The organism is Bacteroidota bacterium, from assembly GCA_005882315.1.
In the GTDB taxonomy this organism is placed as follows: Bacteria; Bacteroidota; Bacteroidia; order Chitinophagales; family Chitinophagaceae; genus VBAR01.
In genome coordinates this window covers 200,082-220,755 of the sequence record VBAR01000002.1, presented here as the reverse complement: position 1 = coordinate 220,755, position 20,674 = coordinate 200,082, and the positions used below count along the sequence as shown (strand labels likewise).

The following is a 20,674-nucleotide window of genomic DNA, read 5'->3' as shown; positions in this document are numbered from 1 at the left end:
AATAAATAAATCATGATCCAACGTATTCAATCAATCTGGTTATTAGTATCGGCTCTTTGTGCCGCATTCAGTTATGAGTTTCCTTTTTACAGCGGCAACAAGTTAAACCCGGATGCAACACAAAGTTTTGAAAAGTTAGATGCCGGTTCGAATTTCATCCTGCTTATAACAACAGCAGTATTAGCGGCCGGGTGCTTTTATATAATTTTTCTTTATAAAAACAGGGAGCAACAGTTTTGGCTTACACTCGCTGCACTGGGCTTATCAGTGATCAATCTTTTCATTTATTTTAATGAGGTACAAAAATATACCAGCGGCAATATGGCATTGGGTTCAGTTTTATCTATTGGAATACCAATACTACTTCTCCTTGCTGTCATGGGTATCCGGAAGGATCAAAAGCTTGTAAAAAGTGTTGACAGGCTGAGATAAAAAAAGAGATCACATTTCTGCGATCTCTTATCATTTATTTTTAAAGTGTAATTATCTCAGATCTACTTCTTCCACGCCGGGATATTTTTTCTTATCAAAAACAAACTGTGAGTCAGCAATTGTTGCGTTTGATTTCATCGTAGTTACTGTGTAACTGTATTTGCTTCCGGCTTTCTCGGTTACCTTTGTGCTGTAAATTGTTTTAGCCGTTTTATCCACCATTACATTCACTTTACTGAATGCTTTACTTTTATCAGTAGGCGTCATTTCTATTTCCTGCAAAGTTTTACCGCCTTCTTTCTTCTCTCCTTTCAGGAAATAAGTAAAGTCTTTATCGTAAAAATTGGTAAACAATTTCTGTGGACTCAGGGTGCTTCCAGATGCATCAAGGCTGCTGATGGTAACTTCGTTCGCTGCTTTATCATAGTTCCAAACTGTTTTTCCGTCGCAAAAAATTTCCTGGCCGCTGAAACTAACACGATATTTAGTTCCTTTCATCCAAACTGTTCCTTTTTTTGTAGAAAGGTTTTTACCGGCTGCATTTTCCACTTTATACGAAAAGCTGGCATTTACTGTTTTGAAAGTCTTAAACTTTTCACTCACACCATCCAGGACTTTTTTAGCGTCCTGGCTACCGGTTTGCGCCAGAGATATAGCTGATATACCCAAGCTTAAAAGAAATGTAAAAATTTGTTTCATCTATAAAATATTTTTTGGTGACCCCGTCTTTTACAAGACGGGCAAAGATAAAAGAATACGAGGATAAGACTGCAATAGCTAAGCCTAAGTTGGCAGATGGTTTTATCTTAACAAGTTGCTAACCCAAGAGGGTCAGATGTTGCTGTAAATCAGCGTCGGTTTTGATCAAAACTTCTCTTGCTTTACTTCCAAGATTGGGGCCTACTACCCCTGCTGCTTCCAATTGATCCATCAGGCGGCCGGCACGATTATAACCCAGTTTCATCCGGCGTTGAAGCAATGATGTTGATCCCATTTGCGACGAAACAATCAGTTTGGCAGCATCATCAAATAAAGAGTCACGATCACTCAAATCAAAATCTTTTCCTTCCAGTTCTTTTTCATCAACATATTCCGGCAACAGGAATGGTTGCGGATAGCCACGCTGATCGCCAATAAAATTTACGATCGCATCCACTTCAGGAGTGTCAACAAATACGCATTGTAGCCTTGTTACTTCCCCATGATGGGAAATAAGCATATCTCCTTTACCAATCAGTTGGTCTGCACCACCTGTGTCAAGAATGGTACGTGAATCTATTTTTGATGAAACCTTAAATGCAATACGGGCCGGGAAGTTTGCTTTGATAGTACCCGTGATAATATTTACAGAGGGACGCTGTGTTGCTATAATAAGATGTATACCTACTGCACGAGATAACTGAGCCAGTCGTGCTATCGGCATTTCAATTTCCTTACCTGCTGTCATGATCAGATCAGCAAACTCATCAATCACCAATACAATAAATGGCAGGTATTGATGTCCCTTCTCTGGGTTCAGTCTGCGTTTAATGAACTTCTCATTATATTCTTTAATATTTCTTGCCCCTGCTTCTTTCAGCAGATCATAACGATTATCCATTTCAATACATAAGGCATTCAATGTATGAACAACTTTCTTTGTATCGGTAATGATCGCTTCTTCTTCGCCAGGTAGTTTAGCTAAGAAATGATTTTCTATTGCGCGGTAAATACTTAACTCAACTTTTTTCGGGTCAATTAAAACAAACTTGAGTTGTGAAGGATGTTTTTTATATAGCAATGAAACAAGCAGGGCATTAATACCAACTGATTTACCCTGGCCGGTAGCACCCGCCATCAGCAAATGTGGCATACTGGCCAGATCAACAATGTAATTTTCATTATCGATCTTTTTACCAATAGCAATGGGTAAACTGTAAGTGTTATGCTGAAATTTCTCTGAGCCCAATAAAGTCTTCATACTTACGATAGACTTCTTGGCATTTGGCACCTCAATACCAATCGTTCCTTTACCGGGTATTGGGGCAATAATACGGATACCTAATGCCGCAAGGCTTAACGCAATATCATCTTCCAGGTTTTTGATCCTTGAAATACGAACACCGGCAGCAGGAATGATCTCATACAACGTAACGGTCGGACCAACCGTTGCACTGATACGTTGTATCTCTATATCGTAATTACGTAATGTGGAAATGATCTGGTTCTTATTATTCTCCAATTCATTTGCATCCTGTACTATTCTTTCACTTCCATAGTTTTCCAACAGATCAAGAGTTGGATATTTATAATCCCTAAGATCCAATGTCGGTTCATAAGGCGGCATGTTTTCAATCAATGGTTCATCATCTTTTTGTGCTGCTATTCTTTCTGCCGTTTTTATCTCAAGTGGGAGTTCTTCTTTCTTCTTCTTCTCAGGTTTTGGCTTCTCCGGTATTACCAGCTCATCAATTTGCTGAAAAGGTTTCTCAGATTTTAGGTCCAGTACAGCAGCCTTATCCATATTTACGGGAAGAATAATTGCTGGTTTCACTTCCTTCTTTTCTTCAACCGGCAATTCTGCTTTTTCAACCAGTTTCAATTCTTCTCCATCGGGGAAAACAATATTTATATCAGGTGTTGTTCCGTTTTTCTTTAGATAATTTCCATTAGCCGATTCAGGAATAATTGCAGGAACTGGCTCGTTGGTTATTTCGTCTTCTGGTTGTTCAGCAAGAATTGCTTTCCTTTTTGTATCAAATGAAGGATTGAATTGCCAGATGATATACCCGAGTAGTAATACAAATAATAAAGTTCCTGTACCTACATTTCCAATCATACCTGTAAGCCAGTCGCTGATCATACGGCCGGTATAGCCACCAGCACCACCAAACCACAGGTTGACATTTTGAAAAGCAAATGCAAGAATAACAGAGATCACCAGCATGCCGATAGTAACATATTTAAGATTGCGCCAGATGGAAAATACTTTTCTGTTGAATAGCAGGTTTACCCCAACCACAAAAAAGAAAGTGCATATGAATAAAGACGCAATACCAAATCCATTACTGATAAAAAAGTAAGAAGCAAATGCGCCAAGCCTTCCCAGCAAATTCGACGCTTTTACGCTATCATTAAATAATATGGACCAGGAGTTGGCAATACTCTGGTCTTCTTCCCATGTAAAAAAATAACTTACAAATGAAATGAAAAGAAATAGTGCGCCGAGTAATGAAAGTGTACCGGCAATTTTGCGGGTACGTTCATCACGGGCAAGGCCTTTCCAGTCAATCGCCTGTTCTTTATCCGCTTTCAGGTCTGACGGGGCCGGTTTGGTTTTTTTCTCAGGATCTGTTTTTACAGCCTTTTTCAGCTTATTGGCCATAGGGGCAAAGATAAGTATATCAGCAGCAAGATAATGGAAGTCGGGGGCATATGGTTGTTCAGGCCTGTTAATAAATTCCGGGGTAAAATAATTACCGCAAAGTGGTATGCCAACTGATTGAAAATGAAAAATTCATTTTCTACATTTGGAGATTCTGCTATGAGATATCTGATCCCCGGTAAATATTTTTCCACTTTGTTTTTGATCACCCTGGTGATCTTAACAAAAGCTCCTGCTCAAACTGCGGACCAGCTACCGGTAATTGATATGAGTAACATCAAGTTTGCAAGCCGGATAACCGATTCTTCAGCAATGGTAATGACGAAAGAAAAGCCAGCCCCTGCAGAATTGAATTCTCTGAAATATGCTTATCCTTTTAAGGATAAGATCCAATCGTCACTGGTTCCCAAAACAGTAGTTTTAGAATTCAAACTAATGAACCCATCAGCAGACCCGGCAGCAATTTATTTTTACCCGGGCCGCTTCTTTGATAAAATAGATATTTATAAATCTGTAAGCGGCAGTACCCCTGTCCTGCAACCGAAAATTCACCCCGAAGCAAGAAATAAGATCAGTTACAGAAGAATTTCAATGGCCGCTAATGAATCAGCCTCATTTTATGTCATTCTGCACCAGGTAAAGACATTTAACAACCGTGTAAAGCCATCGCTGATCAATGATATTTATATAAACTCGTTTATTATAAATGAAGAAAGCGACCGGGCAAATTTTCGTTTATACACTTATCTTTTATGTGGCTTGCTACTGATGATGATCTTCTTTTCTCTCATCAATTATTCATTGGGTGGAAACAAAGAGTTCTTGTATTATGCTTGTTATGCATTCTTCTTATGTATGCTTTTCTTTTTGAAAGCTTATTTTGGTTTGCAGTCTAACCAGTTCAATTTTATTTATGAAGGCCCACTTGACTTTATTTTGTTCTCTGCCGGTCATTTATTCTATTTTTTATTCTTACGACATTTCCTGGATACAAAACATCAGCACAGTTTTGTAAATAAAATATGTACTGTTGGGGTATATGCTCTCGTAATTTCGATCATCCTGTATTCGGTCTTTCATTTCTTTACTCTCTCATTTCTTCCGGAATATTACCTGGAGAATGTTTTAAAAATTTTATTGCTGGCACTTGCTGCGTTTTTTATTTTTTATGCTTCCAAAAAAAGAGAGGATAAAATACTTGGCTATCTTGGCTGGGGAAATGCGTTGTTGTTTATCTTTTCACTTCTTTCGCTGCTCTTTATTTTCATCGGGCAGGATAAATTAAAGATGCCGGGAATACTTATTAACGCCGGATTCTATTATCAACTGGGCATTTTACTCGAATTGATCTTTTTTCTTGCCGGTTTAAGCTATAAAAACAAACACCAGATCATTGAACAAACCCGGGAACGGGAAAGGCTGAAAGCCGAAAACCAGATGAAAGAATATGAAAAAGAGCTGGCTGTATTAAAAGCACAGGAAGAAGAAAGAAGCCGGATATCGCTGGATATGCATGACGAACTGGGAAGCGGTATGACAGCTATAAGATTGATGAGTGAACTGGCAAAAACAAAAATGAAAGAGGACAGCCCTGCCGAAATTGACCGGATATCAGAATCGGCCAATGATGTGCTGAATAAAATGAATGCCATCATCTGGAGTATGAACAGTGGCAATGATACACTGGGTAATCTTATTTCATATATCAGGATCTATTCAATGGAATATCTTGAGAATACTCACATCAACTGCAATGTGATCATTCCACCAGTAATAGAAGAAAAAGAAATTACCGGGGATAAAAGAAGAAATGTTTTCCTCTGTATAAAAGAAACGCTTAATAATTCATTGAAATATTCGGCAGCATCTGAAATTGTTGTGACCATCGAAGCAACGGACAATCTTACTATCCAGGTACATGATAACGGCAAGGGAATTGACATGCACAAACTAAGACAGTTTGGAAATGGACTAAAGAATATTCAGAAAAGAATGAGTTCTGTCGGTGGCAGTTTCAGTATTGAAAATAAAAATGGTACACTGACCATTCTTACACTTCCGCTTTAATTATTTTCTTTTTATCACCGCTATTAACAAGCAGATCCAGCCAGCAATAAAAAGTAGTCCGCCAAGTGGTGTAACAGGTCCGACAAATTTTGGTACTGCAGATCCCATTGCCTTAAACGCAGTAATGGCATAAAGCGAACCTGAGAAAAGTATAATACCCCAAATAAATAAAGTACCTGCCCAACTTATTTGCTTTGATGAGAAATGTATGGAAAGAATTCCGGTAAGTATAAGTGCTAATGAATGATAAAACTGGTATTGTACTCCCGTTTTAAAAACTTCCACTGACTGTTCATCCACTACTTTTTTTAAACCATGTGCACCAAAAGCTCCCAATGCAACAGCAAGGCCAGCGAGTATGATACCGGAAACAAGAAATGATTTACGCATGAAATATTCTTTGAATCAATTTATCCAATTCAACGGGGTCTTCAGCTACAATGATATCAGCTTGTTCATAATAGATACGTCGGTCAGAATATTTTTTTAAAATAAAGCCTCTTAGCTGATCATCGCTCAGATCTTTTATTAAAGGTCTTTTCTCTTTCTCCTTCATTAATCGTTGATGCAGTACTTCCGGCATCGTATCGATCCACACAGCAGTACCGGAATTTTTCATGTATTCAATATTATTAAAATAGCAAGGTGTACCGCCACCGCATGCCATTATAAAACTATCATGACTTTCAGCAAGCAGATGCAGAGTATTTTTTTCCAGTTCACGGAAATACTCTTCACCATTTTCTGCAAATATTTCGCTGATGGGTTTGCCTTCATGCGAAACCACTTGTTCATCCAGGTCAAAAAAAGGTAGATTGAGCTTTTCAGCCAGCAGGCGGCCCCAGTGTGTTTTACCGGAACCCATAAAGCCGATTAAGAAAATTTTCATACCCCCAACCCCTAAAGGGGTGTTTGTGAACACTCAACTATTTATTGAGTAGCTCGATTATTGATGAATAGAATTATTACAGTATAAGAGTGCGACGCAACAGAAGCTTAATAATAGCAATACTGCTGGTAACACAAAAAAACTGCGAATAAAGAACTGCTAAGATACTATGATAAAATTTCGAACTAAGTCACCCCTTTAGGGGGACAGGGGGTTATTTAAATGCATTAAACCCTGTCACATCCATTCCTGTGATCAATAAATGAATATCATGTGTGCCTTCATAAGTTATCACACTTTCTAAATTCATCATGTGGCGCATTACCGGGTATTCGCCGGTGATACCCATGCCACCCAGCATTTGTCTTGCATCACGACAGATATTCGAAGCGATCTCACATGAATTTCTTTTTGCCATTGATACCTGCTGTGGTGTAGCCCTTCCTTCATTCATTAAAGTTCCTAACCGCCAGTTGAGTAATTGAGCTTTTGTAATTTCAGTTACCATCTCCGCCAGCTTTTTTTGCTGTAACTGAAATGCACCGATCGGTTTATCAAACTGAACCCGTTCTTTCGAATATCGTAAAGCTGTATCATAACAATCCATTGCAGCACCGATAACGCCCCATGCAATACCATAACGGGCTTTTGTCAAACAACCCAATGGGCCTTTTAACCCTTTTACATTAGGAAAAATATTTTCTTTCGGAACTTTTACATTATCAAAAACCAATTCACCCGTTGCACTTGCACGCAGGCTCCATTTACCATGTGTGGTTGGTGTGCTGAAACCTTCCATTCCTCTTTCAACAATTACACCACGTATAACATCTTCTTCATCTTTAGCCCAAACCACTGCTACCTGTGAGTACGGTGCATTGCTGATCCACATTTTTGCACCATTTAATATTACATGGTCACCTGCATCCTTAATATTAGTAAGCATGCTTGAAGGATCACTTCCATGATCAGGTTCTGTTAAACCAAAACAACCGAGCCATTCACCACTTGCCAGTTTAGGTAAATATTTTTTACGTTGTTCTTCATTGCCATATTGATAAATAGGAAACATTACCAACGAACCCTGTACAGATGCAGTTGAACGAACTCCACTATCTCCACGTTCGAGCTCCTGCATCATGAGGCCATAAGAAATATAATCAAGGCCGCCGCCGCCGTATTCAACCGGAACAGTAGGGCCGAAACAACCAAGATCACCTAACTGTTTTACTATTTGCTCCGGAAACTCGGCACGTTGAGCATAATCTTCGATGATGGGAGAAATTTCTTTCTTCACATAATTGCGGACTGAATCACGAACCAACTTATTCTCTTCGGAAAGTAATTCATCTACATTAAAATAATCAGGACTGGTAAATAGATCTGTACGGGAGGCCATTCGTTGTTTAATATTTGATGCGGCAAAGGTAACTGATTGAAGGAAAAGAAAGATATTTGAATTATGACTGAAAGGAAAAAAAGCGGCCGGTTCGGAATTAATAAATCTAAAAAATCAATATGAAACCGATCTTATTCTGTTTAGTACTCGTAAGTGCAGTAGCATGCAACGATAAAAAGAATACAAAACAGGAAACAGAAGCTACGATCGCCCCGGCGAACTATGATCTGCAATCCGACACTACAGTATATTCAAAAGAAATGAAAAGGTTCTGGTTAGTAGAACTCAGAAAAGGCCCCAACAGAAACCAGGACAGTGTATCAAGAGTTAAAATACAAGCTGCCCATATTGCGAATATTGAACGGCTGGCAAAAGAAGGCAAAATTATTATGGCCGGGCCAATTGGTGTTGAAGATGATCTGCAAGGGATCTTTTTAATGAACTGCAGCGATTCAACTGAAGTTGAAAAATTTGTTCAAACCGATACGGCTGTCATCACTGGCCGGTTGATAATGAAATACTATCCCTGGTGGACAGTAAAAGGAAAATTTATATTTAAATAATTATCTCTATGAAGATCGCTATCGCAGCATTGATAATTGTTCTTTGTTCAGTTAGTCTTCATGCGCAGCAATTCACTTTATTTGAAAACGGAAAAACGGATTTCCTGATCAGGATACAATCCAAACCGATGCCATTTGAAAAAAGAGCGGCTGATACGTTAAAGTATTATCTCGATAAGATCTCAGGTGCTGATTTTAAAATTGTTTCAGATCCCCCCTTAACAAAAAAAGAAATTTCAATTACCGGGCTGCAGCCATCTGGTATAAAACAACCATTTGGCGATATAGGAGAAGATGAATCGTATGCCATCTTTATCAGCGATAACAAGATTAGCATCCAGGGAAGGGAGAAAGGGATCTTTATAGCCATTTACCGTTTTCTTGAGAAATATTTTGGTTGTCGCTTATATGCTCCTGATGCTTTGATCATTCCAAAAATGAATAAAGTCGTGTTTACTGAGAAATATGAAGAACAGTTTACGAGACGATCTCTCTTTCGCATCAATCATTATGGGCCGGCATATAATCCGTTCTATACGCAATGGCATGGCCTGAGTAATGAACCACGGAAAAATAATTTTACCAGCAACTCACAATGGGGCATGTGGGTACATACGATGTTTCGTCTCGTTCCGCCGGATGTTTATTATGATCTGCATCCTGAATATTATTCTCTGAGAAATGGGGTTAGAACAAAAGATCAGCTTTGCTTAAGCAATCCTTCCGTTTTGCAGATCACCATTGATTCGCTGAAAGCACAGATAAGCCGAAACCCTGCTGCTAAATACTGGAGTGTATCACAAATGGATAATTATAATTTTTGTGAATGCGATAATTGTAAAAAAGCAGATGCGGTTGATAGCTCAGCCTCCGGTAGCCTTATACAGTTTGTAAATAAAGTAGCTGCAGCATTCCCTGGTAAGATCATTTCAACACTGGCTTACCAGTACAGTCGCAAAGCTCCGTTAAAAACAAAACCGGCAAAGAATGTAAACATTATGCTCTGCACAATTGAATGTGACAGAAGCAAGCCCATTGAAGCCGATAAAAGCAAAGGAAGCTTTTATGATGATCTGAAAAACTGGTCGGCGCTGACAAAAAATATGATCGTTTGGGATTATGTGATAAACTTTTCCAATAGCTGTTCGCCATTTCCTAACCTGCATGTATTGAAACCTAACCTGCAGCTCTTTAAAAAATTCGGCGTACAAATGCATTTCCAGCAGGGATGGCCCAGTTACGGTGGTGAAATGGAAGAACTCAGGGCTTATCTTATCAGCAAGCTATTGTGGAATATGGATATCAATATTGATAGTGTAAAAAATGATTTCCTGAAAGGTTATTATGAAGAGGCAGCGCCATTTATTAAAAACATATTGGACACGATGGAGTATGTACTGAAAAAATCAGGCAAGCCCTTGCTGATCTATGAACATCCTTTTGCGCATCGTGATGATTATCTTTCTCCATCAATGATAAAATTTTATCATGAACAAATTGGGAGAGCCATCATTGAAACATTAAGGAATAGCAAAGTGCTAAGAAGGGTTGACAAATTTGCACAGGCATTCCGCTTTGCTGATATTGAAGTAGCTAAGGCGATGATCAATACTGACCATTGGATATTTGAAAAAACAAGTGACACTACGCTTGCTGTAAAACCTTATTACGATAGTTTACTTTCAGAGTTTACCGGAAAATGCAAAATATTTGGCCCGCCTGTTTTACATGAAACTTCGTTACCGCCGGAAGAATATGAAACAAGAACAAGAAATTATTTTACTAACGGTATAGAAAAACATTTAGCTGTTGGAAGCAAACTCAGTTTTAAAGAATCGTATAACCAGCAATACAAAGCCAATGGTCCGCAAAGCCTTATTGATGGCATTCATGGTTTTGAAAAATGGGAAGTTCTCTGGCAGGGCTGGTGGGGAAAAGATATTGTAGCAACTATTGACCTGGGAAAGACAAAAGAAATTCATTTGGTGAAAATGAATTTTATGGATGATAACCAAAGCTGGATAATGGCGCCTGCTTCATTTACTGTGGAAACAAGTATAGATGGAAAAACTTTTACTAATGTAGGAACAACACTCAATAAAAATGCCGGGGCTAAATTGGAAAAGCAAATTGTGCCGCTTGAACTAAACCTTACAAAACCTGTGCAGGCAAAATATATAAGGGTAACAGTAAAAAATATTGGCAAGCTACCTGCATGGCGAGGAGTAAATGGTGATGCCTGGATTTTTACGGATGAGATCGTGGTGAAATAACTTTATATCCCGAATCAGTTTGCCTTACGGGAAAATAAGGCTAAATTTACTTAGCATAATAAACAGTCATGTATAAAGAAGTAAGAAAAATACATTTGATCGAAGAGGTTCTGAAAATTACCAACGAGGGTACATTATCAGAGCTGGAAACTGTTTTGAGAAAATCGAAAAGAAAATCTGCTGCTAAAAAAAAGAAACCAAGCATTTATGATTTTGTCGGAATCCTATCTGGCAAAGAAGCCGATAAGATGAAATCTATAATTGAAGAAACCTGCGAAATTATTCCGTCCTCCAGGGGTCTTCGCCATAATTATCCTCAAACTGTCTCGTCCTAAAATAAGTTTACAGGTTTATTAGATAATTTTGCCGAAGACATACGGCGAATTGAAAAACAGATAAAATGAAAAGCTATTTTGTATTTTTATTCCTGTGTATAACTCTGAGTGAACCAGCTTTTTCCCAAACTGGTTTTCTAAAGAAAGCAAATGTCTTTTATTTGCCATTTGATATTGAAACCCCTAATCAAATAGATCATGAAGCGATAAAAAAAATGGGGAACTCAATAATTTTTTCAATTCTGGATAGTATAACTCTTGACTCGATAAACTCAGAAATTAAAAAACTGGTACCAACAACTATAAAGATGAAGGACTTTGATCTAAGAATTTATGCAATGTTTGTCTACAAAAACACCGTTGGCGATATACGTGTCCATAGTTCCAAGAAATACATTTTATTCAAAAGCAAAATGTATTTAGCCAGTGAAAGACTAATTAATTTACTTTTAAAAACTTGTATTTTATCAAAGTGAGCTTTAAATAGATTTTAAAGTTTAATTGGCCTATTCAATTTCCATTGTCATAGGGTCCTCGCCGTAATTCTCTTCAACGTAAAGTGCTTAGTGGTGAAACCCAAGGCGGATGGAGATGAAATACCAGTTAATTCTATATACTTTGTTTAAAATAACTTAAAAATTCACATTGATCTTCGTTTAAATAAGTAACATATTTTAGCAATATCTTCAAAATAGAATAAACATCATTGTCATCTCCATAAACGTCGATTTTTTTTATTCCATCGATATATAATAGAAACTGATAGTTGTCTCTGCTAAATGGCCTGTTCTTGTCTGGATTAGATTTAATTGTTTCAATAAGTTTTTTCAAAAAAACTTTATCAGTATCTGTTTTAACATAGAAATTAATTTTACTAATAAGGGAATCGTAAGACCCTAAAGATGTATCGCTCGATATTGTTCTGCGTACTGATGTTAAATGTCCAGCTCCGTTAGTATCCAAGTCAATGTGGGTAAAACATCCAGTAGGACTCATGATGCTTATTTGACAATTTTCATTGATTTCTTTTTTTTGTGAGACGGACGATTTATTGATACAGGAGCAATAAATTATGATCGACAAAAAAACTATTAAATCTTTAAATTTTCGAGTTATCATTGTCATTATTTCTTAATGTTTCTGGTTCCCGTTATTATTTCGTATGCAACTCTTTCTAGCATTTTATGCTCTTTCCTCAATGAGTTTTCTGAAGGGTAACTGCCTCTTTTTTTACTTCCTGGGTGAACATAATTCAGTCCACCCGAGGTCTTCACCATAGGCGGCTATCAAATTTAATAAAACTTGTGGTGAGACAGGCTAGTTAAAAAGATATCTATTTAACTTTAAGTACCCGAGTTTTGCCGACAAATACTTTATGCTTGAAGATAATTATGGCGAAGACGCCGGGAGGAAGGAAGTAAATTCAATCAATTGCTCTTAAGCCTATGTTAGCCGCTTGTTTAATTCAATTTAAGTCCCGCTAATTTAATCATGTCCGCAACTGTGCTCAGATACCAAAAACCATTTGCTCGGTATTCATGTCCGTTAACTTCTATTTCTTTTACCACTTTATCGTTGTGATAGTAAAAAACTGAATGGGTTTCAAACTCTGGATTTGTGTCAGTACGTCTGTATTTTGCTCTGACTATTCCTTTAATCGCAAAGCCTTTATAATAGTAAATAGTAACATAAGTATAGAAGGCACCTTCATTATTCCAAACAATTTTATAAACCTGATTTGATGAAGGATCAAGGTATACAACGAAAGTATCTTCTGTTTTTATCATTGCTCCATAATATGAATATAAAGTGTCAAGCGTTATCGTTTTTGCACTCAAAGAAGTGTCTTTGTCAATGGAACTTGTGACGCTATCAACAAGTGTTGTCGAAAATGTTTGTGCAGATACCGCAAAACAAATGAATACAAGTGAAACTGATAGAATTATTCTCACTGTCAAGATTTTTTGGAAGAACGTCTAAATTGGCGATTTAATTGTGGCTACGTTCAGGACTTTTGTCCGCCCGCATCTTCACCATAGGCGGCTATCAAATTTAATAAAACTTGTGGTGAGCCCCGGGGAATAAAAAGATATCTATTTAACTTTAAGTACCTGAGTTTTGCCGCCAAATACTTTATGTTTGATATAATTATGCCGAAGACCCGGAGCGGACAAATTTTTTATCACTCATCGGCATTTTCCTTTGTCCCAAATTCGATTCCATGCTTAGAAAAAAATGTTTGAATTAGCTTGTACTTCTGATCACAAAAGTCACCGGTTTTTACTGCTGATGAACTTGTCTTATATCCTTGGCATTCGAAACAGAGTTCAATAAAAGCAAATGCCTTACCGGTGGAGTCAGCAAATAAAATCGCATTTCTTGGGTTGTAACACAGGCTTTCCATTTCCATATGAAATTCTCCTCGGTACCCATTATTGTAAAGTATGTCAGTAAGCGAGTCTATTTCCGCTTTTTCAAGAGTCTTAATTTCCTTGAGTTGTGAATAGTCAACCTTTTTGTTTTTCATTGGAAGTTTGCCTTCAATGAGAGTATCAGGTTTGTCAAAGGAAACGATTTGAACTTGTGCGGCTTTATTGAAAGGGTACAACTTTAATCGCTGTTGCTGAGAAAATTTGTCACGATGTACGCAGCTACGATTTTTTTCTTCTAATTCTTCCTGCTTTTCTGTTAATGGTTTTGGAGCTCCTGGAAATGGTTTTAATTGAGCATTTGAAAACTCAAAGCAAATTACAGTAACAAGAAGAATGAAAAGTCTAGCCATTGAGGGTTTAAATTAAAGGACTGGTCACATAACAATTGTCGCTAACGTCTAGGGCTTGCTGCTGTGCTGGAATTTATAACGTCCAGCCCGCAACTGAAGCCCAATAAAATTACTGATGATGAAGTTAAGAACAAAAGCCGAATAGAGTTACGTCTGCCACAATCATACTTAGAATTGAAGAGTTTTCAGTCCGCCGGGGGTCTTCACCAAAGACGGCTATCAAATTTAATAAAACTTGTGGTGAGACCGGGCAGTTAAAAAGATACCTATTTAACTTTAAGCACATGAGTTTTGCCGACAAATACTTTATGTTTGAAGATAATTTTGTCGAAGACCCGGGTGAACGGGAGAAATTATTTAGCCCTAGTTTTGTTTTAAATCTATTACTTTAATCACACTTCTCCTGGAATTTAGATCAGGTACAGGTGTGAGTAGTAACAATTCTTTACTTGAACAAAAAAACTTCACCCGATCAAACTCTTGAAAAAAATATTGATTAAGATGCTTATTCTTTTTTATTAAGTCGCTTGCATTAGCTCCGAACATTGAAGTGTCACTCACAAACATTAACGTATCGTGCCCAAGTTGATAAACCCTACCAATTGAATACTTTTGAAGTAACCCTGTACTTGAATAAAAATATTCAAATGTCTTTTCTTGTTTAATATAAATTGTCGAAATATTTTCCTTGCCTTTATGAGAAAACTTTTTTGTTGAGTCGCCTTTTTCAAATTTAAAAGTAATAGTATTCATTAGACCAACCTCTTGACCTTGGGAAAATATAGATTCTTCAAGAAATAGGGATAATAGCAAAGTAATTAAACAATATTTCATAAAACTATGTTTCAGTCCGCCAGGATCTTCGCCATAGGCGGCTATCAAATTTAATAAAACTTGTGGTGAGACTCAGAAAATTGCCACTTCCACACAATCATTGAACCTTGCACGCCAGCGTCTATTTTTGAGGAAGAAAGGAGATCGAGACCTTTATCTTCTTACTTACAAAATAAAATCCAAGATTCCAGGGTTGGAGAATTAGAATATATCTTATTCCCCATTTTTATATTCCCTAAACTTGCTTCTTCAAATGAAATTGATTGTCGAGAACCATCTTTATAAACAATTTCGCATAGCATATAAATACTTCTCATCATATGATCTCCTTTTACTTCCTTAAGTAATTTTATTCTCTTCTCAATCCCTCTTAAACAAAAGCTATCTTTTATTTCAACAAAATTGGCAGTACTATTTTTTTTTATATTCGTTTCTGTAACGCCGATAAACCGCTCTTTTCCTTTATCAACTTTGTAAACAACAGCTCTTGTTATTTGTTTATCTTGAGAATTGAAATTAATCAACAGAAGCAAACTGCTTACACATAAAAGTTTAAAAAAATAATTTTTCATTATCTACGTACAGTTTTTTCAATCCGCCCGGGGTCTTCACCATAGGCGGTTATCAAATTTACTAAAACTTGTGGTGAGCCCGGGTAGTTAAAAAGATATCTATTTAACTTTAAGTACCTGATTTTTGCCAACCAAATACTTTATGTTTGAAGATAATTATGGGGAAGACCCGGCCGGACGAAAAAAAATCCAAGTAAAAACCCTGAGAAATAAAATGAGGGAAAAAATATTATTCTTATTATTAATAACTTTTTTAATAGGATGCAATAATAATTCTGAAACTAAAGTTATTCTAGAAGCTAATTCTGTAAATCCACAGCGTATCGATAGTATCAAATGGTTTTACTATGCATATTCATATAATGGCCTTGCATTATTTAAGAAAGGGCAAGAAACTTATAGTTTTCAACCTATTAGTTGCAATGTATTAATTGATACTTTAATTATAAGAAATAATGATTCTTTAGAGGTAAGACTAAGTCTTCACAAAGAAGGATATAATTATTCCCATTTGTCTGAGAATTTGAATTATTATGGTTTATTGTATATCAATAGTGCTGCTATTCCTCTTACAGGCAATGTAATTTTAGATCATTTTGATGACCCTAGCTTTGTAAAAAAGGATAACCAAATAACTGACTCTCTATTCAGGAAAGCACTAGAAACTACAGATACTTCTATGCTATCCTCTTGGTTATTTAATGAGGCAAAGAAAAGAGGTATTTATTTCCATGACTAAGGTTAATATATCTCAGTCCGTCCAGATCTTCACTATCGGCGGATATCAAATTTAATAAAACTTTGTGGTGAGATACGAGCAACGAGGTTGTTTATTACTTTAGAATGCTCCAACTTTATAGTCTATCAATTTAGCCTTCTTTCTTACATATTTAAGCTTTAATATCAAAACGGCCCCAGTCGATAACCGATGGAAAAACAAAGTAAAAAGATCTTTCTTCCTATCAATCCTGTAAATTTCAATTCTATCCTTCTTTGTATTATCTAGTTTATCGTAATACACGAATAAGTGATTATTACAGATATCTTCTAATAAGCAAGTCGCAAAAGATCTAGTTGTATCAAGAATAAAGACATCTTCTGTGTCTTTGCAGATATTAAAGCGATCTTGAAAAATATTAGTTTTAACTGCAGCTTGCAGCAGCCCACAGTCTAAATTTGTTTCTTGACCTTTCATAGAGGTAGCCAGATAACAGTACAGTACAAGAAACAAATATTTCATATTCTTTGCTTATAAATTTAGTCCGTCTGGGGTCTTTACCACAGGAGGCTATCAAATTTAATAAAACTTGTGGTGAGACAGGGCATTTAAAAAGATATCTATTTAACTTTAAGTACCTGAGTTTTGCCGACAAATGCTTTATGTTTGAAAATAATTATTGCCAAGTTCTCAATAGACGAAAAACTAGAAAATATTTAAAAAATCATGACCTACTTGTTGAGTCTATTTTTTCTATTTCCAAATGACACATGCAAAGAACGCTATTATAGTGAAGTATTCAATTTGAAGTCTGAAAGAGAATACTATTTTATAGTCAAGGCCAAAAAAAATGAAAGGGTATTTAACGCTATAGTAAGCAATGTTGATTTTATCAAAGACTTAAAGTACAAGAATGAAGTTCTTGATGCAACTCTAATTTCCAAAATTGTTAATGATAAATATGTTTTAGCCCTAAATGATAGCTCTCACTGGTTTTCAGAAGTCAAGTATAATCGTAAGGTTAGTAAATCGGAAAAACAAGGTGAGAAAAATTTTGTGAACAGATATTTTGATAATAACGGCTATCTCAAAGACGATGTACCAATGGATTATTTAGGCCAGATTTTTGAAACCTTAATCAAATGGAATTATTTGATTAATTCAACGGAGGGAGGTCTTTTTTATATTATGAAAAGTCGTTATTGTAATTAAATTAGCATCCTTTCAGCCAGCCGAGGTCTTCGCCATAGGCGGCTATCAAATTTAATAAAACTTGTGGTGAGACCGGCTAGTTAAAAAGATATCTATTTAACTTTAAGTACCTGAGTTTTGCCGCCAAATACTTTATGTTTGAAGATAATTTTGTCGAAGACCGCTGGCGAATGGAAAAAACACTTGTGAATAAAATATTTTTTATACCATTATTGGTTATGGGATTTGTTAGCAATATGAATTCCAGTTTTATCCAAAAAGATAATCTGGATTCAATTTTTGTTAATTGGAATAAAGCAACTTTTGCTTCATTAAATAGACAGCTGCAATCGTCTGATACTACAAAAATGAAATCATATGCTAATAGATTGTTAACGATAAATGGTTATTGGGGCATTGAAGGTATAGAGGACATAAATGTAAATTCATTACGATATAAGTTTTTGCAAATTGTATTTTCAAGAGATGATGCAAAAGAGAAAGATTTTTACATCATTGAGTCTAACGAATCGGGATCAACTGTTCGAATAAGAAATTTTATTCTTTACACAGATTCAATGCATAATACTCAAATTGAATTTTATTTATATGTAAATAATGAATGGAAAAAGCAAGGCACATGTAGAATAAACAAGATAGACATTGAGAATGATTTAAAAAAGTACATTGCACCATTTGGGAAAGGATTTAATTACGACGACATTATTATTACTAAGTTTAGAAGTAGTATTATAGATCAATCTGAATATTATTTATTTGGGACTTTATCCAGCATCAGTAAAATCAATACGATATTGAATTGTTCAGTCCGCCCGGGGTCTTCACCATAGGCGGCTATCAAATTTAATAAAACTTGTGATGAGCCCGGCTAGTTAAAAAGATATCTATTTAACTTTAAGTACCTGAGTTTTGCCGACAAACACTTTATGTTTGAAGATAATTATGGCGAAGACGCCGGCGGACGCAAATTGAAAATTTCAGGGCAAGATCCCAAAAGAACACAAGAATTAAGCAATAGCAAACTTATTTTGTTGTCCATTTAGAAATGGTTGTCTTTTAAGTTGCTCATTGTAATCTTCAACTTTAAGAAAAGGCCAAATGTCAAAATTGCCAAGCTTTTGAAATTCTAAATATGCTTGATGATGTTCTTTTCTTTTGTTCCTATAATACTGTCCTAGTGTCAATATGTTAATAACTACTTCCTTGAATGAAAATTTCAGTAAAGGATTATTTGTGTCAAAATATGGCCACTCATATTCTTGGTCTGAATGTAAGAACAAAATGCAACGGGCAATAATTTTTAAACTTTCGTCTGATAGTTTGTCAGACCCTTTTAATTTGTGTTGCCTTGTGTCGTCATACAAACCCCAACATAGTAAAAGCATTGGCTGAATTATTGGGTCGTCAAACTTTGCTTCTTTTGCTCTGTAAAATTGTTCGGGCAACCAACCATTGGTTACATCGTCCATAAGATTACTTTCAAAGTCGTCATTCGTAATCAGTCCAACTGATAACTGTCGCAAATGAAATGCAAGTTTTTTTCTACGTTCTGTGTCTACCATAATTTGTCGGTATGTAAATTTTGAAAACTAATGTCTGTTTAAAGTGACGCAGATCTCAAAAATATGCGAAAGTTTTCGGCCCTAATAGAAAACATTTTTTTTAAATTTTCCCTTTTCAGTCCACCCGGAGTCTTCACCATAGGCGGCTATCAAAATTAATAATATCAGCTGGATGAAACCATTTCATCTCCTTATCCTTCTTAAACCAAGTCATCTGCCTTTTAGCATATTGTCTTGTATTTGTTTTAATATTTTCAATTGCTTTCTCCAATGAAATAACACCATCGAGATATTCAAATATTTCTGAATACCCAACTGTCTGTAAAGCATTCAACTGTTTAAACTGAACTAACGATCTTACTTCATCTACTAAACCGGCACTTATCATCTGGTCAACCCTTGTATGAATATTCCGGTGCAGTTCTTCTTTCGGTAATTCAATCCCCAATTTTATAATATTAAAATCACGGGTAGCCTTCTCTCCTTTCCGCAATTCCAGTATTGATCTGCCTGTAGCTTGTTTTATTTCCAGTGCCCGCATCATCCGTTGCGGGTTTTTTATTTCGCCTTTTGTATAAAACTCCGGGTCTTTCTCTTTTAGTTCTTCCTGCAGCCATTCAATTCCTTTCAATTCATAGTTTTCAATTATTGTTTGCCTTATTGTTTCCGGCACTTCAGGCATTTCATCCATTCCTTCACAAAATGCTTTGATGTATAAACCGGTTCCGCCAACCATAATCACTACATCATGCGTTTTAAATAATTCATCGAGTTGAGTCAACGCATATTTTTCAAAAATAACTGCATCTACTTTTTCATGAATGGTATGAGAAGCAATAAAATGATGAGGAACTTCGGCTCCTTCTTGCAACGATGGCCGTGCAACACCAATATTCATTTCTTTATAACACTGGCGGCTATCAGCAGAAATAATTTCAGTATTAAAATGTTTGGCGAGTTGAATGGCAACAGAAGTTTTACCAACTGCTGTCGGGCCTGCAATTATTATAACCGTCTTTTGATCGGGAGAAATCATTGAATGCGGTGTGTTACGCTTCGGCAGTACCTTCAGAGCCTTCTTCAGATCCTTCTTCACTACCCATTTCTTCACCTAAACTTACATCCTCACCTGTTTCATCTTTTGCTACAAACCCATCTGCAACCTGTGTGAGGTCATATTTTTCTTCTACATCAGCAAATTTATCACCTAACAAACTCTTCGTTCCATACTGGCTGGGAGCAATTCCTTCAGTACGAACCGTAGCCGGGTAAGAAAGTTTAGGATTTTCTTCTTTAGATACATTGATCAGTTCCACCAGGAACATCCAGTTCTTATTGAAATCGTATTTGTAAACAAATTTCTGGTTGGTATCACGTATTTCCGTACCGATCGCTGTTTCACCCATCAGCAATGGCGGCGCCTTATGTTCACCTTCATATACCTCCAGTGAGATCTCCCTGCCCTGCTGCCAGTGATCATTGCTGCGGAAGAAAGTAGCTTTATGCTTACTATCAAAATCATAAGCCCTTAATATCGCTTCGTGCAGATCGATGAATTTTTGTGAATGACGGATCGCAATGTCGCGATAGACACTCTCATCTTCTTGCATATACACTCTGAATTTCAAAATTGCCATTCAACAAATTTACATGTTTAGTTCAGATTAAATAA

At 36.4% G+C, this 20,674-nt stretch carries 23 protein-coding genes; 9 read left to right on the top strand and 14 right to left on the bottom strand.

From position 1 onward, the window contains the following. Nucleotides 1-12 precede the first annotated feature (12 nt). The gene (locus E6H07_12225) at nt 13-432 is read left to right on the top strand and encodes a DUF4293 family protein (GenBank protein TMI63542.1); all 420 of its coding nucleotides are present in this window, start codon (nt 13-15) and stop codon (nt 430-432) included. Nucleotides 433-483: 51 nt separating this feature from the next. Here the strand turns inward: E6H07_12225 and E6H07_12220 are convergent, their stop codons facing one another. After that, the gene (locus E6H07_12220) at nt 484-1,131 is read right to left on the bottom strand and encodes an outer membrane lipoprotein carrier protein LolA (protein ID TMI63541.1); all 648 of its coding nucleotides are present in this window, start codon (nt 1,129-1,131) and stop codon (nt 484-486) included. Between the two features lie 118 nt (nt 1,132-1,249). Continuing rightward, on the bottom strand, nt 1,250-3,796 hold the full coding sequence (locus E6H07_12215; protein ID TMI63540.1) for a DNA translocase FtsK: 2,547 nt from the start codon (nt 3,794-3,796) through the stop codon (nt 1,250-1,252). A gap of 123 nt (nt 3,797-3,919) precedes the next feature. On the opposite strand from E6H07_12215, the gene E6H07_12210 reads away from it, so the two are divergent. Continuing rightward, complete coding sequence (locus E6H07_12210) at nt 3,920-5,863, top strand: hypothetical protein (protein ID TMI63539.1); 1,944 nt, start codon at nt 3,920-3,922, stop codon at nt 5,861-5,863. Here the strand turns inward: E6H07_12210 and E6H07_12205 are convergent, their stop codons facing one another. From E6H07_12205 to E6H07_12195, 3 genes are all read right to left on the bottom strand, one after another. Beyond that, entirely contained in the window at nt 5,864-6,253 is a 390-nt protein-coding gene (locus E6H07_12205; protein ID TMI63538.1) for a DUF423 domain-containing protein, read from the bottom strand. Next, nucleotides 6,246-6,752, bottom strand: coding sequence for a shikimate kinase (locus E6H07_12200; protein ID TMI63537.1), 507 nt, complete (start codon nt 6,750-6,752; stop codon nt 6,246-6,248). The genes E6H07_12205 and E6H07_12200 overlap by 8 nt, the downstream gene beginning before the upstream one ends. 214 nt (nt 6,753-6,966) lie before the next feature. Beyond that, the gene (locus E6H07_12195; protein TMI63536.1) at nt 6,967-8,151 is read right to left on the bottom strand and encodes an acyl-CoA dehydrogenase; all 1,185 of its coding nucleotides are present in this window, start codon (nt 8,149-8,151) and stop codon (nt 6,967-6,969) included. 119 nt (nt 8,152-8,270) lie between these two features. Here E6H07_12195 and E6H07_12190 point away from each other — a divergent pair, with 119 nt between their 5' ends. The 4 genes from E6H07_12190 to E6H07_12175 all read left to right on the top strand — a co-directional run bounded on the left by E6H07_12190 (nt 8,271) and on the right by E6H07_12175 (nt 11,798). Continuing rightward, nucleotides 8,271-8,714 (top strand): hypothetical protein, encoded by a 444-nt coding sequence (locus E6H07_12190; protein TMI63535.1) that lies wholly within the window; start codon nt 8,271-8,273, stop codon nt 8,712-8,714. 8 nt (nt 8,715-8,722) lie between these two features. Continuing rightward, nucleotides 8,723-10,987, top strand: a complete 2,265-nt coding sequence (locus E6H07_12185; protein ID TMI63534.1) for a DUF4838 domain-containing protein — start codon at nt 8,723-8,725, stop codon at nt 10,985-10,987. Between the two features lie 68 nt (nt 10,988-11,055). Next, a complete protein-coding gene (locus E6H07_12180; protein TMI63533.1) occupies nt 11,056-11,322 on the top strand; it encodes a hypothetical protein in 267 nt (88 codons plus the stop codon). A 65-nt stretch (nt 11,323-11,387) separates the two neighbouring features. After that, nucleotides 11,388-11,798, top strand: coding sequence for a hypothetical protein (locus tag E6H07_12175; protein ID TMI63532.1), 411 nt, complete (start codon nt 11,388-11,390; stop codon nt 11,796-11,798). Between the two features lie 133 nt (nt 11,799-11,931). Here E6H07_12175 and E6H07_12170 read toward each other — a convergent pair whose 3' ends face one another. The 5 genes from E6H07_12170 to E6H07_12150 all read right to left on the bottom strand — a co-directional run bounded on the left by E6H07_12170 (nt 11,932) and on the right by E6H07_12150 (nt 15,510). Beyond that, nucleotides 11,932-12,318, bottom strand: a complete 387-nt coding sequence (locus tag E6H07_12170) for a hypothetical protein (protein ID TMI63531.1) — start codon at nt 12,316-12,318, stop codon at nt 11,932-11,934. A 464-nt stretch (nt 12,319-12,782) separates the two neighbouring features. Beyond that, nucleotides 12,783-13,274, bottom strand: a complete 492-nt coding sequence (locus tag E6H07_12165) for a hypothetical protein (protein TMI63530.1) — start codon at nt 13,272-13,274, stop codon at nt 12,783-12,785. A gap of 230 nt (nt 13,275-13,504) precedes the next feature. Beyond that, nucleotides 13,505-14,104, bottom strand: coding sequence for a hypothetical protein (locus tag E6H07_12160; GenBank protein TMI63529.1), 600 nt, complete (start codon nt 14,102-14,104; stop codon nt 13,505-13,507). 363 nt (nt 14,105-14,467) lie between these two features. Then, nucleotides 14,468-14,986, bottom strand: coding sequence for a hypothetical protein (locus E6H07_12155; protein TMI63528.1), 519 nt, complete (start codon nt 14,984-14,986; stop codon nt 14,468-14,470). Nucleotides 14,987-15,099: 113 nt separating this feature from the next. Continuing rightward, nucleotides 15,100-15,510, bottom strand: a complete 411-nt coding sequence (locus tag E6H07_12150) for a hypothetical protein (GenBank protein TMI63527.1) — start codon at nt 15,508-15,510, stop codon at nt 15,100-15,102. A gap of 142 nt (nt 15,511-15,652) precedes the next feature. Here E6H07_12150 and E6H07_12145 point away from each other — a divergent pair, with 142 nt between their 5' ends. Next, nucleotides 15,653-16,249 carry a hypothetical protein gene (locus tag E6H07_12145; GenBank protein TMI63526.1) on the top strand — a complete coding sequence of 199 codons (597 nt, stop codon included), beginning with the start codon at nt 15,653-15,655 and terminating at the stop codon, nt 16,247-16,249. A 99-nt stretch (nt 16,250-16,348) separates the two neighbouring features. On the opposite strand, the gene E6H07_12140 is transcribed toward E6H07_12145, so the two are convergent. Then, complete coding sequence (locus E6H07_12140) at nt 16,349-16,705, bottom strand: hypothetical protein (protein ID TMI63525.1); 357 nt, start codon at nt 16,703-16,705, stop codon at nt 16,349-16,351. 327 nt (nt 16,706-17,032) lie between these two features. Between E6H07_12140 and E6H07_12135 the strand changes: the two genes are divergently transcribed. Together E6H07_12135 and E6H07_12130 are read left to right on the top strand one after the other, a co-directional pair. After that, complete coding sequence (locus tag E6H07_12135) at nt 17,033-17,440, top strand: hypothetical protein (protein TMI63524.1); 408 nt, start codon at nt 17,033-17,035, stop codon at nt 17,438-17,440. Between the two features lie 134 nt (nt 17,441-17,574). Beyond that, on the top strand, nt 17,575-18,270 hold the full coding sequence (locus E6H07_12130; GenBank protein ID TMI63523.1) for a hypothetical protein: 696 nt from the start codon (nt 17,575-17,577) through the stop codon (nt 18,268-18,270). A 177-nt stretch (nt 18,271-18,447) separates the two neighbouring features. On the opposite strand, the gene E6H07_12125 is transcribed toward E6H07_12130, so the two are convergent. The 3 genes from E6H07_12125 to E6H07_12115 all read right to left on the bottom strand — a co-directional run bounded on the left by E6H07_12125 (nt 18,448) and on the right by E6H07_12115 (nt 20,639). Then, a complete protein-coding gene (locus E6H07_12125) occupies nt 18,448-19,002 on the bottom strand; it encodes a hypothetical protein (protein ID TMI63522.1) in 555 nt (184 codons plus the stop codon). Between the two features lie 133 nt (nt 19,003-19,135). Further along, nucleotides 19,136-20,038: a tRNA (adenosine(37)-N6)-dimethylallyltransferase MiaA gene (gene miaA, locus E6H07_12120; protein TMI63521.1), complete on the bottom strand. Its 903-nt coding sequence runs from the start codon at nt 20,036-20,038 to the stop codon at nt 19,136-19,138. A gap of 13 nt (nt 20,039-20,051) precedes the next feature. Then, on the bottom strand, nt 20,052-20,639 hold the full coding sequence (locus E6H07_12115) for a plasmid pRiA4b ORF-3 family protein (GenBank protein TMI63520.1): 588 nt from the start codon (nt 20,637-20,639) through the stop codon (nt 20,052-20,054). Nucleotides 20,640-20,674 lie beyond the last annotated feature (35 nt).

Coding starts and splice junctions, on each gene's coding strand:
- E6H07_12215 (TMI63540.1), bottom strand. CDS start 3,796: ATGGCCAATAAGCTGAAAAAGGCTGTAAAAACAGATCCTGAGAAAAAA.
- E6H07_12170 (TMI63531.1), bottom strand. CDS start 12,318: ATGAGTCCTACTGGATGTTTTACCCACATTGACTTGGATACTAACGGA.
- E6H07_12195 (TMI63536.1), bottom strand. CDS start 8,151: ATGGCCTCCCGTACAGATCTATTTACCAGTCCTGATTATTTTAATGTA.
- E6H07_12175 (TMI63532.1), top strand. CDS start 11,388: ATGAAAAGCTATTTTGTATTTTTATTCCTGTGTATAACTCTGAGTGAA.
- E6H07_12200 (TMI63537.1), bottom strand. CDS start 6,752: ATGAAAATTTTCTTAATCGGCTTTATGGGTTCCGGTAAAACACACTGG.
- E6H07_12140 (TMI63525.1), bottom strand. CDS start 16,705: ATGAAAGGTCAAGAAACAAATTTAGACTGTGGGCTGCTGCAAGCTGCA.
- E6H07_12180 (TMI63533.1), top strand. CDS start 11,056: ATGTATAAAGAAGTAAGAAAAATACATTTGATCGAAGAGGTTCTGAAA.
- E6H07_12185 (TMI63534.1), top strand. CDS start 8,723: ATGAAGATCGCTATCGCAGCATTGATAATTGTTCTTTGTTCAGTTAGT.
- E6H07_12115 (TMI63520.1), bottom strand. CDS start 20,639: ATGGCAATTTTGAAATTCAGAGTGTATATGCAAGAAGATGAGAGTGTC.
- E6H07_12210 (TMI63539.1), top strand. CDS start 3,920: ATGAAAAATTCATTTTCTACATTTGGAGATTCTGCTATGAGATATCTG.
- E6H07_12225 (TMI63542.1), top strand. CDS start 13: ATGATCCAACGTATTCAATCAATCTGGTTATTAGTATCGGCTCTTTGT.
- E6H07_12125 (TMI63522.1), bottom strand. CDS start 19,002: ATGGTAGACACAGAACGTAGAAAAAAACTTGCATTTCATTTGCGACAG.
- E6H07_12130 (TMI63523.1), top strand. CDS start 17,575: ATGTTTGAAGATAATTTTGTCGAAGACCGCTGGCGAATGGAAAAAACA.
- E6H07_12205 (TMI63538.1), bottom strand. CDS start 6,253: ATGCGTAAATCATTTCTTGTTTCCGGTATCATACTCGCTGGCCTTGCT.
- E6H07_12220 (TMI63541.1), bottom strand. CDS start 1,131: ATGAAACAAATTTTTACATTTCTTTTAAGCTTGGGTATATCAGCTATA.
- E6H07_12160 (TMI63529.1), bottom strand. CDS start 14,104: ATGGCTAGACTTTTCATTCTTCTTGTTACTGTAATTTGCTTTGAGTTT.
- E6H07_12190 (TMI63535.1), top strand. CDS start 8,271: ATGAAACCGATCTTATTCTGTTTAGTACTCGTAAGTGCAGTAGCATGC.
- E6H07_12150 (TMI63527.1), bottom strand. CDS start 15,510: ATGAAAAATTATTTTTTTAAACTTTTATGTGTAAGCAGTTTGCTTCTG.
- E6H07_12145 (TMI63526.1), top strand. CDS start 15,653: ATGTTTGAAGATAATTATGGGGAAGACCCGGCCGGACGAAAAAAAATC.
- miaA (TMI63521.1), bottom strand. CDS start 20,038: ATGATTTCTCCCGATCAAAAGACGGTTATAATAATTGCAGGCCCGACA.